10 protein-coding genes are annotated in these 12,101 nt (G+C 73.6%); 4 read left to right on the top strand and 6 right to left on the bottom strand.

What is annotated here, in order from left to right:
• Positions 1-139 precede the first annotated feature (139 nt).
• On the bottom strand, positions 140-475 hold the full coding sequence (locus ACFWJ4_RS04455; protein WP_359901835.1) for a chorismate mutase: 336 nt from the start codon (positions 473-475) through the stop codon (positions 140-142).
• A 305-nt stretch (positions 476-780) separates the two neighbouring features.
• Between ACFWJ4_RS04455 and ACFWJ4_RS04450 the strand changes: the two genes are divergently transcribed.
• Together ACFWJ4_RS04450 and ACFWJ4_RS04445 are read left to right on the top strand one after the other, a co-directional pair.
• Entirely contained in the window at positions 781-1,206 is a 426-nt protein-coding gene (locus tag ACFWJ4_RS04450) for an OsmC family protein (RefSeq protein ID WP_359901838.1), read from the top strand.
• Between the two features lie 448 nt (positions 1,207-1,654).
• Positions 1,655-3,766: a putative bifunctional diguanylate cyclase/phosphodiesterase gene (locus ACFWJ4_RS04445; protein WP_380539026.1), complete on the top strand. Its 2,112-nt coding sequence runs from the start codon at positions 1,655-1,657 to the stop codon at positions 3,764-3,766.
• 196 nt (positions 3,767-3,962) lie between these two features.
• On the opposite strand, the gene ACFWJ4_RS04440 is transcribed toward ACFWJ4_RS04445, so the two are convergent.
• The gene (locus ACFWJ4_RS04440; RefSeq protein ID WP_380539023.1) at positions 3,963-5,078 is read right to left on the bottom strand and encodes an LLM class flavin-dependent oxidoreductase; all 1,116 of its coding nucleotides are present in this window, start codon (positions 5,076-5,078) and stop codon (positions 3,963-3,965) included.
• A gap of 629 nt (positions 5,079-5,707) precedes the next feature.
• Here ACFWJ4_RS04440 and ACFWJ4_RS04435 point away from each other — a divergent pair.
• On the top strand, positions 5,708-6,295 hold the full coding sequence (locus tag ACFWJ4_RS04435) for a VTT domain-containing protein (protein WP_359901955.1): 588 nt from the start codon (positions 5,708-5,710) through the stop codon (positions 6,293-6,295).
• A 498-nt stretch (positions 6,296-6,793) separates the two neighbouring features.
• Entirely contained in the window at positions 6,794-8,068 is a 1,275-nt protein-coding gene (locus ACFWJ4_RS04430) for a hypothetical protein (protein ID WP_380539020.1), read from the top strand.
• A 144-nt stretch (positions 8,069-8,212) separates the two neighbouring features.
• Here the strand turns inward: ACFWJ4_RS04430 and ACFWJ4_RS04425 are convergent, their stop codons facing one another.
• From ACFWJ4_RS04425 to ACFWJ4_RS04410, 4 genes are all read right to left on the bottom strand, one after another.
• Complete coding sequence (locus ACFWJ4_RS04425; protein WP_380539017.1) at positions 8,213-9,118, bottom strand: alpha/beta fold hydrolase; 906 nt, start codon at positions 9,116-9,118, stop codon at positions 8,213-8,215.
• Positions 9,115-10,242 carry a branched-chain amino acid ABC transporter permease gene (locus ACFWJ4_RS04420; RefSeq protein ID WP_380351481.1) on the bottom strand — a complete coding sequence of 376 codons (1,128 nt, stop codon included), beginning with the start codon at positions 10,240-10,242 and terminating at the stop codon, positions 9,115-9,117. The genes ACFWJ4_RS04425 and ACFWJ4_RS04420 overlap by 4 nt, the downstream gene beginning before the upstream one ends.
• 209 nt (positions 10,243-10,451) lie before the next feature.
• On the bottom strand, positions 10,452-11,318 hold the full coding sequence (locus tag ACFWJ4_RS04415; protein WP_380539014.1) for a branched-chain amino acid ABC transporter permease: 867 nt from the start codon (positions 11,316-11,318) through the stop codon (positions 10,452-10,454).
• Complete coding sequence (locus ACFWJ4_RS04410; protein ID WP_380539137.1) at positions 11,318-12,082, bottom strand: ABC transporter ATP-binding protein; 765 nt, start codon at positions 12,080-12,082, stop codon at positions 11,318-11,320. Before ACFWJ4_RS04410 ends, ACFWJ4_RS04415 begins: the two co-directional genes overlap by 1 nt.
• Positions 12,083-12,101: the final 19 nt, after the last annotated feature.

The raw sequence follows: 12,101 nt of genomic DNA, 5'->3' as shown, positions 1-12,101 counted from the left end.
CGCTGCTCCACCTCTCCGGCTGGGGAAACCTGCACGCTACGCCAACCGTGGAGCCTGACGAAATCGGTCATTTAGCCGCCGCCGACATCGCCGGAGGCCCCGGGGCCACGCGGGCCCGGGGCCGCTCGGACCCGAGGATTCAGGAGCGGGCGATGGCCTCGTGGTGGCGGATGACCTCGGCGATGATGAAGTTCAGGAACTTCTCGGCGAAGACCGGGTCCAGCTTCGCCCCCGCCGCCAGCTCCCGCAAGCGCTTGATCTGGTCCCGCTCGCGCGCCGGGTCGGCCGGCGGCAGCTTGTGCTCGGCCTTGAGCCGGCCGACCCGCTGGGTCGCCTTGAAGCGCTCGGCCAGCATGTGGACCACCGCGGCGTCGATGTTGTCGATACTCTCGCGCAGGCCGGTCAGCTCGGCCCGTACGGCGTCGTCGATCCCCTCGGTCAGGCCGGCGTCGGGGGTCGTGGAGTGGTCCGTCATCGGGGCGGCTCCCGGTGTCTGCAGTGGGCGCCCGACCGTACGGCGGCCGGGCTCGGGCCCGGGCAAATCTAACAGGGCCCCCGCTCCGGCCCCGCACCGTCGAACGGAACCGTCCACGATCCGGACGGCGGGCCGGACCGGACGGTGACCCGGACCCGGACCGAACCGGATTGGACGGTGACCCGGTGCTCCGCCCGGCCCCGGCGGCGTGACGCACCGGGCCGGGAGGGCTCTGCCCGTAGGCTGGGGCGTGCATGACCGGACGTGACCGTTCGAACACTCCCTCAGTACTGGAGGAACCGATCGTGGCAACCACCCGCACCGCCACCACCGCGTGGGAGGGCAACCTCCTCGACGGAAAGGGGTTGGTGACCTTCGCCTCCTCCGGGATCGGCGAGTACCCCGTCTCCTGGCCGTCCCGCGCCGAGGCCCCCAACGGCAAAACCAGCCCGGAGGAGCTCATCGCAGCCGCCCACTCCGCGTGCTTCTCGATGGCCCTCTCGCACGGCCTGGCCGGTGCCGGCACCCCGCCGACCAAGCTGGACACCCGGGCCGACGTGACGTTCCAGCCCGGCACGGGCATCACCGGCATCCACCTCACCGTCGTCGGCGAGGTCCCCGGGCTGGACGAGGCCGGCTTCGTGAAGGCCGCCGAGGACGCCAAGGCCAACTGCCCGGTCAGCCAGGCCCTGACCGGCACCACCATCACCCTCACGGCCTCGCTGGCCTGAGCCCGCCCGTCTTCCCTCTTCTTCCTTTCCGCCCTCTTCTCTCTTCCGCCCTCTTCTCCATCACCCCCGACAGCCCCTTCCGCCCCCGGGCTCCCGGCCCGCTCCGCTCCGCATCCGGCGCGCGACCGGCGCCCAAGGGCGCGGCTTCGGCGCACGCGCCCCTGGCGCACATCATGTGATGTGCACCGGGGGCGTCCGCACGTACCGCCATTCATGATCACAAAGCGGGCGAATCACCCTGGCGGCGGTCACCGCGTGTTGTCGTCGCGGCCTATGATCGGCCGCAGCGCCCTGTCCTTCAGGCGGGTCCCCGCGCGCCGGCGCCCCACGACGGGCAGCCCCCGCAGCGGCCGACTCCGAGGACCACGACAGAGTGCGGAGCCGACCGCCGGGTCCCGACCGGCCGGCCGGACCATCGTCAAGCGTCAGCAGCGGACGGGAGCATGCCGTGCCGGGCCGGAACGAGGGGGCCGACGCACACCACCCGGGCGTGCGGCACGAGGAATCACCGCGCCACCGCCACCTCGCCTCGCCGGTCCTGGAACCGGCCGCCGACCCCGGCGGACCGGCCATCGGACCCGGCGGACCGGCCACCGCCCCCGCCGCGGGAGCCACCACCGCCCTCGGCGCCTGCGGGACGCTCGCGGAGCCGGAGCTGCTGCTCTGCCCCACCTGCTCGGCCCCGCTCTCCGACGACGCCCACCGGGACCGGGAGCTCGCCGGCGGCAGCGGCCGGGCGGCCGAGGGCACCGACCGGGAGGGCGTCGGCACCGACCGGCTGCTGGCGGCACTGCGGGCCAGCGAGTCCCGGTTCCGGGCCGCCTTCTGCGACGCCGTCATCGGCATGGCACTGATCGACGCCGAGGACCGGATCATCGAGGTCAACCCGGCCTTCGCCACGCTGATCGGACGGGGCGTCGGCGAACTGGTCCGCACCCACCTGCACGAGATCATCGACCCGGAGGGCATGCCGGACCGGCTCTTCCCCGAGCTCGTCCACGGGGAGCGGGAACGGTTCCGCGTGGAGAAGCAGCTCAAGCACCGCGAGGGCCACACCGTCTGGAGCAAGGTCACCGTCTCGCTGATCCGGGACGGCGCCGGCGATCCGCTCTACACCCTCGCCCTGGTGGAGGACATCACCGAGCAGCGGCGGCTCGGCGACCGGCTGGAGTACCAGGCCCTGCACGACCCGCTGACCCGACTGCCCAACCGGGCCTACTTCTTCGAGCAGCTCGACGCCGCCTGCCTCGCGCCGGACGACCGACCGGGCCCGGCCGAAGCCGCGGACGAACGCCGGGTGGGGGTCTGCTACCTGGACCTCGACGGCTTCGCGGCGATCAACGAGGCGCTCGGCCACCACATCGGCGACCAGTTGCTGATCGCCGTCGCCACCCGGTTGCGGCGCGGGTTCGACGGGCGGGACACCCACCTGGTGGCCCGGATGGGCGGCGACGAGTTCGCCGTCCTGGTCACCGACAGCGTGGGCAGCGAGCAGCTGACCGAGCTGGCCGCCCGGATCCTGGAGGTGCTGGAACGTCCCTTCGACGTCTCCGGGCACCGGCTGGTGATCACCGCCAGCGTGGGCGTGGTCGAGCGGTCCGTGCACGAGACCACCCCGACCGACCTGGTCAAGGACGCCGACGCCACGCTCTACTGGTCCAAGGCCGACGGCCGCGCCCGCTGGACCCTCTACGACCCGGACCGCGGCGCCCACCAGCTCACCCGGCAGCTGCTCGCCACCGCACTGCGCCCGGCCCTGGAGCGCCGTGAGTTCACCATCGAGTACCAGCCGCTGGTCGGCCTGGCCGACGGTGCGGTGCACGGCGCGGAGGCGCTGGTCCGCTGGCGCCACCCCCGCTACGGGACGCTCTCCCCGGACCGCTTCATCCCGCTCGCCGAGGAGACCGGCGCGATCGTGCCGCTCGGAACCTGGGTGCTGGAGGAGTCCTGCCGGCAGGCCCGGCAGTGGCTCACCGAGTTCCCCGACACCGAGACCTTCGTGAGCGTCAACCTGGCCGCCCGCCAGATCTGGGACTCCGACATCGTCGCCGACGTCGCCCGGGCACTCGAACGTACCGGCCTGCCGGCCCGGCTCCTCCAGCTGGAGATCACCGAGAGCGCCCTGCTCGGCCCCGGCGGCCGTCCGCTCCAGGCCCTCCAGGCGCTCGCGGACATGGGCGTGCGGATCGCGATCGACGACTTCGGCACCGGCTACTCCAACCTGGCCTACCTCTCCAGGCTGCCGGTGCACGTGCTCAAGCTCGACGGCACCTTCATCGAGGGCTTCCGCGAGCCCGCCCCGACGGACCGTCCGGGCCGCCCGGAGCTCCGCTCCCGGCGCAGCGACGCGGACGAGCAGATCGTCGGCGCGATGGTGCAGCTCGCCCACACCCTCGGCCTGACCGTCACCGCCGAGGGCATCGAGAGCGCCGCCCAGGCCGAGCGCCTGCGGCTGACCGGCTGCGACACCGCCCAGGGCTGGTACTTCGCCCGCCCCGGCGAGGCCGAGCTGGTCGCGGCCATACTCCGTGAGGGCCGCCCCGCCCTGAACGGCCGGTAGCCGCAGGACGGGCGGGCGACTGGCGGGCGCTGCAGGGCGGGCGGCACGCCGTCCGGCCGCCTCGACGGACGCGGCCGGACGGTGGGCCGTCGGTCCGGGTGCCCGGTCACGCTGCCCGGTCACGCTGCCCGGTCACGCCGGGCGCCGACGGTCCGGGTGCCGTCAGGCCGTCGAGCTCACGGCGTCGCCGTCGAGGTCACACCGCCGCCGTCAGACCGTAGGCCTCGGCGATCAGGCCGTACGAGCGGAGCCGGGCCTCGTGGCCGTGGATGTGCGAGGTGACCATCAGCTCGTCCACCCCGGTCCGCTTGCGCAGCGCCTCCAGCCCGTCGGCGACCCGGCCCGGGTCGCCGAGCACGACGTTGTCGAGCCAGCTGTCGATGAAGTCGGCCTCGACCGGGCTGTACGGGTAGTCCTCGGCCTCCTCCGGGGTGGGGATCGGGCCGGGGTTGCCGCGCCGCAGGCGGAGCATGCCGAGGGCCGCGGAGCGGGCGAGGCGCCGGGCCGAGGGCTCGTCGTCGGCGGCGACCGCGCTCACGCCGATCAGCGCGTACGGCTCGGCGAGCACGGCGGAGGGGCGGAAGGACGAGCGGTAGAGGTCCAGCGCCGGGATGGTGTTGGCGCTGCTGAAGTGGTGGGCGAAGGCGAACGGGAGGCCGAGGCGGCCCGCCAGCTGGGCGCTGAAGCCGGAGGAGCCGAGCAGCCAGACCGGCGGTCGGCCCTCGCCCCGGGGGACGGCGGTCAGCCGGGCGTACGGGTGACCGTCCGGGAAGTCGCCGTCGAGGAAGTGGGTCAGCTCGGCGAGCTGCTGCGGGAAGTCGTCCGCGCCTTCGGCGAGGCCGCGGCGCAGCGCCCGGGCGGTGGCCGGGTCGGTGCCGGGGGCGCGGCCGAGTCCGAGGTCGATCCGCCCCGGGTGCAGGGCCTCCAGCAGGCCGAACTGCTCGGCGACGGCCAGCGGGGCGTGGTTGGGGAGCATGACGCCGCCGGAGCCCAGCCGCAGCGTCGTGGTGTTGGCCCCGAGGTGGGCGAGCAGGACGGCCGGGGTGGAGCTGGCCACTCCGGGCATGCCGTGGTGCTCGGCCACCCAGAAGCGGTGGTAGCCCCACTGCTCGGCCCGGCGGGCCAGTTCGGTGGTGGCGGCGAGGGCCTCGGCGGGCGTGTGGCCGACGCCGACGGTGGCGAGGTCGAGGATCGAGAGCGGCGCGGGCGCCGTCCCGCGGGCGGTGCCGCGGATCGCCGCGCCGGCCGCCGGTCCGGCCGCCGGTCCGGTCTCCGGCCCGGTCCCGTGCTCCTGGTGGTCCTCGGTGGTCATCCCGTCCGCCCTCCTGGCCGCCGTCCTCGGGCCGGCCGTCGTGGGTGACCGCGCGGTCCCGGATGGCCCGCCGGTCGCTGTCGCCGAGGGGGGTCAACCACGGCCGGGGCCTCGCTGTTCCCGCCTCCGGAGTGTCGTCCGGCCACGGTCCGAGCGGGTTTCGGCCATTTCGCGCGGAAGTCGACCGACCGTTCGGCTGACGCAGAGCCAGCGGGCGAACACGGCTGGCGACTTCCCGCCAGCGCCGGAAGTCGCCAGCGCCAGGACTCGCGACCGGGGGCCGGCGTCCGGCAGGCTGGGGCCGGGAGCGGGTCACCGGAGCGGGATCCGCACTCCACCAGCAAGATCGTCGGGCTGGACCAGCACCGGACGATCACTGCGAGCCCTCGGCGCGGCACCCCGCCCCGGGGGCTCGTTCGGTTTCGGCGGCGGTCAGCCACCCGGGCGCCCCGGCCCCCGGACCGGCCCGGATGCGCGGTTCCCCGTCCCGGGGCGCGGCCGGAATCAGTGGCCGTGACCCATGCCATACCGGGGTGCTTCATGGCATGAAAAGTCGAGGCGCTAGCGTTGACCCCTGCAGCCACCTGCTCCCTCGGGAGGCGTGGAGGGAGTAAAGGGCCTTGAACTTCGTGGCGGCGACCGGATCCTCGTGGATCTGCGCGCTGGCGCTCGTCGCCGTGCTCGGGGACGCCCTCCTTCCGTTCATCCCCAGCGGGACGCTGGTCATCCTGGCCGTGCTCAAGACCGCGCAGATCGACGGTGCGCCCCTGATGCTCGGGCTGGGCGTGGCGGTGGCCTCCTTCCTGGGCGACCTGCTGCTGCTCAACCTGGCCCGGCGCGGCGCCCCGGTGCTGCACCGCCGGCTCGCCCGGCGCCCCAAACTGGCGGCCAGCGTGGCCCGGGTCCAAGAGGCCCTGATCGAACGCCCCCACGGGGCGGCCGCCGCGATGGTGGTGGTCGCGCGGTTCGTCCCGGCCGGGCGGACCGTCCTCGACCTGGCCATCGGCCACTCCCCCGCCCATCCGCACCGGTTCCTGCACTGGTCGGCACTGGCGGCGCTGGTCTGGGCCGCCTACATCGTGACGCTGGGCTGGCTGAACAGCCACTGGTTCAACACCGCCTGGCTGAGCCTCGTGGTCTCCTGCGCGGCGGCCACCGCCATCAGCACCGCGATCGCGCGCATGGTGCGCCGCACCCGGCGGCTCGCCGCACTCTGACGGTCCGCCCGGCGGCCGCTCCCCGGCCGGCTCTCCGCCCCCTTGCGACGGTCCCGCTGCGGCGGACCCCTTCCCCGTGGTTCCGCGCGGCTTCCGTGGTCCCGCCCGGGCCGGCACACCTCTTTCCGCACGCCCGCCCGGGCCGACCCTCCCCCTGGCGGGCTTCGGGCCGCCCGCCCCGGCAAGGGGCAAAAGTTTTCCCAAAAGGGCGACCAATCGGGCCGAACGACGACGAACTCCGGCGGCGGGCCGACCGGCCGGCGGTAGCGTACTGACCGGGCCGCACGGGGTGGGAAGCGTCACAGGACGGCAACAGTCGGCGCATCCCCGCAGCCCAGCCGGATGCGCCAGGCGTGTTGGGAGTCGTCAGCGCTCGGCGACCTTGGAAGCCGCCGCGGCGACATGACATGCTAACGGCGGAATACTCATCAATTGCCCGATTTGACCGGTGCGGCTGCGGGCCGCCCTCACCACCGGCATCGGCACCCAGGGGAGACCATGACCAGCATCTCGCGCAGGACGGTGCTCAGTGCAACCGCCGCGACCGCGGCCCTCGGCGCGGTCGCGGCCTGCTCCAGCGGCGGATCCGGCTCGGGACAAGGCGCCACCTCCCCCGGCCCCGGCGGTACCGGAACCACCCAGGGCGGCGGCCCCGACCCCCAGGCGGCGGTGCCCAAGGGCACCCCGATCGGCGACGGCTCCAACGCGGACACCGGACCGCAGCCGAACCAGCCCAAGCCCGAGAAGCTCAAGCCGGGCGAGCGGCCGCCGCAGTTCGTGGTCTTCTCCTGGGACGGCGCCGGCGGCACCGAGGACAACCAGTTCCCCCGCTTCCTGAAGCTGGCGGAGCAGCACAAGGCCACCATGACCTTCTTCCTCTCGGGCATCTACGCCCTCCCCAAGGACAAGGCCGACCTGTACCACCCTCCGAAGCACTCGGTCGGCGCCTCCGACATCCCGTACCTGTCGGACGGCGCGGTGAAGAGCACGCTCAAGCTCATCAGCCAGGCCTGGCTGGCCGGGCACGAGATCGGCACCCACTTCAACGGGCACTTCTGCTCCAGCCGTCCGGACAAGAACGGGGTCAACATGTGGACCCCCGAGGACTGGCAGAGCGAGATCGACCAGGCGGTCGGCTTCGTCACCCAGTGGCGGACCAACACCGGCTTCACCGACGTCGACCCGCTCCCCTTCGACTACAAGAAGGAGCTCATCGGCGGCCGCACCCCGTGCCTGGAGGGCCAGAAGGCGCTGCTGCCGACCATCGCCAAGCTGGGCTGGAAGTACGACGCCAGTTCCTCGGGCGGCTTGCAGATATGGCCGCAGAAGGTGCAGGACGGCAAGGTCTGGGACTTCCCGCTGCAGTCCATCCCGTTCCCCGGGCACACCTTCCAGGTGCTGTCGATGGACTACAACATCCTGGCCAACCAGTCCAGCGGCAGCACCAAGGGCGACCCGGCCAAGTACGGCGACTGGCGCACCCAGGCCACCAACTCCTACCTGGCCGGCTTCGAGCGCGCGTACAACAGCAACCGCGCGCCGTTCTTCATCGGCAACCACTTCGAGCAGTGGAACGGCGGCATCTACATGGACGCCGTCGAGGAGACCCTCAAGACCGTCGCGGGCAAGCCCGACGTCCGACTGGTCTCCTTCAAGCAGTTGGTCGAGTGGCTGGAGGTGCAGGACCAGTCCACCCTGCGCAAGCTGCGCTCGCTCAACGTCGGCCAGGCGCCGGCGGGCGGCTGGGAGAGCTTCCTCGGCACGGCGGGCTGACGCGCCGAGGGGCGCAGGAGCGGGCCACCGGGACCGGCCGGCGGGGGTCGGAGCCCTCGCCGGCCGCTGTCGTTCCAGTCGCTGTCGTCCCGGCCGTTGTCGTTCCGGCCACTGGTGTTCCGGCCCGCTCCCGAGCCCGGCCGGCTACTCGGCGGCGAGGGCGTCCGCGAGCAGGATGCGGACGATGCGGTCCGCCCCGGCCCCGCCCCAGAGGATCGAGTAGTGGTTGGTGCCGGGCACCGGTGCGGCGGGCACCCGTTCCGTGTCCAGCCGGGCCAGTTCGAGCCGCGCGTGGTCGTAGAGGCCCTGCGGCTCGTCGAGCAGGCCGCGCTCGGCCCAGAGCAGGTCGGCCGGGCAGGGCAGCCGGTGCACGGCGCCGGCCGCTTCCTCGTCCAGCAGGACCTGGGCGCCGTCGATCTGGACGGCCTCCAGCACGCAGGAGGAGCGCAGTTCGGGCTCCGTGCCGACGAGGTCGCGCTGGGTGTAGGCGTCGATCCCCTCGGTCCACTCGCCGGCGAAGGCGGGGTGCCCGCGCCAGAACTCCCGGTAGGCGTCCCGGTCCGGGAAGGTCGTGGACAGCCGGGCCAGCGCGGGGCCGAGCACCGCGGCCAGGGCGTCCTCCTCGCGGACGCCCTGCGGCAGCGGGAAGGTCACCGCTCCGTCGACCAGCAGGACGCGGCGGACCATGCCGGGGTGCCGGACGGCGGCCAGGGCGGTGACCCATGCCCCCATCGAGTGGCCGACCACCGTGACGGGCCCCGGGCCGAGGGCGCCGATCAGCGCGGCCACGTCGTCGGCGTGCCGGGCCAGCCCGTACGGTCCGGCGACCGAGCGGCTGGCGCCGCGGCCCCGCAGGTCGGGCGCGAGCAGGGTGACCCGGCCGGCGAGCCGGCGGGCGACCTCGTACCAGGCGAGGCCGTTGGCGGTGATGCCGTGCACCGCCACGATCGTGGGGGCCCGCGGGTCGTCTGCGGGCCAGCGCAGGACGGCCAGGTCCCCACCGGGCACGGGGACGGTCAACTCCTCGGGCTTCAGCGGCGACTGGCTCACGCGGGGGTACCTCCGGTGGGGTGGGCGGTTCCGAGGCCGGCCGGCACCGAGGCGGAGCGGGCGGACCGGGCGGTGCGGATGCGGGCAGGCAGTCTAGCCAGGCCGCCGGGCAGCAGGTAGACCACGGCGACGAACAGGGCGCCCAGCAGGAACAGGGGTTGGGAGAGCGGCACCCGCAGCACCGCCGGGAGGTCGGCGACGGTCGAGGAGTTGGCGAGGTCGCCGAGCCGGTGGCTCGCCCAGGTGTACAGGACACCGCCGAGCAGCGGTCCCCAGCGGGTGCCGGAGCCGCCGAGGACGACCATCACCAGGAGCGCGAGCGTGGCGTCCGAGGTGGCGGCCTGCGGGGTGGCGCCACCGGTCAGCAGCAGGTAGACCACCCCGCCCAGCCCGGCGAGCCCGCCGGCCAGCACGAAGGCGACCAGCTTGTAGCCGTAGGGCCGCAGTCCGAGCACCTCGACCCGGCGCTCGTTCTCCTTGATGCCCTCCCAGACCCGGCCCATCGGCGACTTGACGGCCCAGTGGACCGCGGCGACGGTCAGCACCAGGTAGCCGACGGCGATCCAGTACAGGTTGGCGGTGTTCTCGATCCCGAGCAGGCCGGCGGGCAGCAGGTCGGCCGGGGCGGAGCGGCCCTCCTCGCCGCCGGTGACCCCGCCGGGGTTGCGCTGGACGAGGATCGAGCCGGCCTGGGCGAAGGCGAGGGTGACCATGGAGAACCCGATGCCCGTGACGCGCAGGCTGACCGAGCCGAGCAGCAGGGCCAGCAGCACGGAGCAGGCGACGCCGAACACCGCGGCGGCGGCGAACGGCAGTCGCAGCTCCAGCATGCCGAGATCGGTGGCGTACAGGCCGGTCGCGAAGTAGAGCGCGTGGCCGAAGGAGAGCAGTCCGGTCCGACCGAGCAGGAGGTCGTAACCGGTGGCGAGGGCCCCGTAGAGCAGGCACAGGGCGAGCAGCTGGAGGCTGCCGGGGCTGCCGAGCGGGCCGTCGAGCAGTCCCGGGACGGGAAGCGCACTGTATGGGGCGACAAGGAACGTGATCAGCAGGGCGATCGGCCACCAGCGTAGCGCTCTGTGCACGCCTGTCCAGCGGTTAGTGACTGAATCACCTGTTCGAGGGATGGCGCCGGGCCCGCTCCTGTGTTCACAATGGGTCTCGGCAGGGCCGGTGTCAGTCCCCCTTGCCACAGTGGCGGTGTCGGCGGAGCTGGTGTCAGTCCCCTCTTCCGGCACGGCGGTCACGGCAGGGCCGGTGTCAGTCCCCCCTGCCGGAGCGGCGGCGCTGCGGCTCGCCGCGGGGCCACCGGTGCTCGTGATCGGTGTTTCGGCGCTCACGCGAGCCTCCCGGTGAGTCCACGGGGTCGGACGAGAAGCAGGACGGCGAGCAGGACGACGACCGAGAGGTCGCCGAGACCGGCGCCGGTGTAGTAGTTGGCGAACTGCTGGACGAGGCCGACGCCCACCGAGGCGACGGCGGCTCCGGTCACGGAGCCCATGCCACCCATGACCACGACGACGAAGGCGAAGATGAGCAGGCCGGTCCCCTGGCCGGGATTGACCGAACCGAAATAGAGGCCGCCGAGGGCGCCGCCGAGCGCGGCGGCCGCCCCACCGAGGGCGAAGACGAGGGTGAACGCCCTCCGGACGTCGATGCCGAGCGCCGTGACCATCGCCCGGTCCTCGACGCCGGCCCGGACGATCAGCCCGTAGCGGGTGCGGGCGAGGAACAACCGAAGAGCGAGCAGCAGCAGTGCGGCGGCGGCCACCAGCACGAAGCGGTTGACCGGGACGGTCGCCCCGAGCACGTGCCAGGTGCCGGACAGCAGTTCCGGCTGAGGGAAGGGGCGGGAGTCCGCGCCCCAGACCCCCATCAGCAGGGCGGGTACGGCGAGCCCGACCCCGACGGTGGCGAGGATCTGGTCGCGCGGGCGGCTGTAGAGCGGCCGGATCAGGAAGAGCTCCAACAGGACGGCGGCGGCCGTCCCGACCAGGGTGCCGAACGGCACCGCGAGCCAGAAGGAGAAGCCGGCCTCGGCGCCGGCCCACCAGGTGGCGTAGGCGCCGATGGAGAGCAGGGCGCCGTGCGCGAAGTTGAGCACGTCCATCAGACCGAAGATCAGCGACAGACCGGAGGCGACCAGGAAGTACAGCGCACCGAGACCGAGTCCGGTACAGGAGAGGAGGACGACGGTGTCCATCAGGGCTTCACCTCGGCGGTGACGACGGGGGCGGCCGGGGAGGCGGCGGGCCGGGGCCCGCCGGCGAGCGGGTGGCGGGAGCCGACGCCGAGCAGGCGGCGGGCGGCTTCCTCATCGGCCAACAGCTCGGCGGTGTCGCCGCGGTGGGCGGTACGGCCGTCGGCCAGGACGGCGCAGGTGCCGGCCAGTCGGCGGACGAGGGCGAGGTTCTGCTCGACCAGCAGGACGGGCACGGCCTCGGCCGCGCGCGCCAGCACCTCGGCCACCTCGGCGACGATCTTCGGGGCCAGGCCCTTGGTGGGCTCGTCGGCGATGATCAGCCGGTTGCGGTTGAGCAGCGTCCGGCCGATCGCCACCATCTGCTGCTGGCCGCCGGAGAGCGTCCCGGCCAACTGACCGGCCCGCTGCTTGAGTTCGGGGAAGAGCTCGTGGACGAGTGCGTAGTCCGGTTCACCGGCCGCGCCCCCGCTCCCGGCGGCGCGCTCGGCGAGGCGGAGGTTCTCGGCGACCGTCAGGCCGGCGAAGATCCCCCGGTCCTCGGGCGCGTAGCCGATGCCGTGACGAACGACCAGATGCGTGGGAAGGGAGGAGAGCTCGGATTCGGAGAGCCGGATGCTGCCGGTGCGCGGCACCAGGCCCATGACGGCCTTGACGGTGGTGGTCTTGCCGGCGCCGTTGCGGCCCAGGAGCGCGGTCACTCCGGCGGGAGCCACGTCGAAGTCGACCCCGTGCAGGATGTGCAGCCCGTCGATGACCACCCGCAGATCGCGGACGGAGAGGAGG

It is taken from the genome of Kitasatospora sp. NPDC127067, from assembly GCF_042724755.1.
Classification (GTDB): domain Bacteria; phylum Actinomycetota; class Actinomycetes; order Streptomycetales; family Streptomycetaceae; genus Kitasatospora; species Kitasatospora lactacystinica.
Note: the sequence above shows the minus strand (reverse complement) of the source record. Positions and strands in the feature narration are given on the sequence as shown.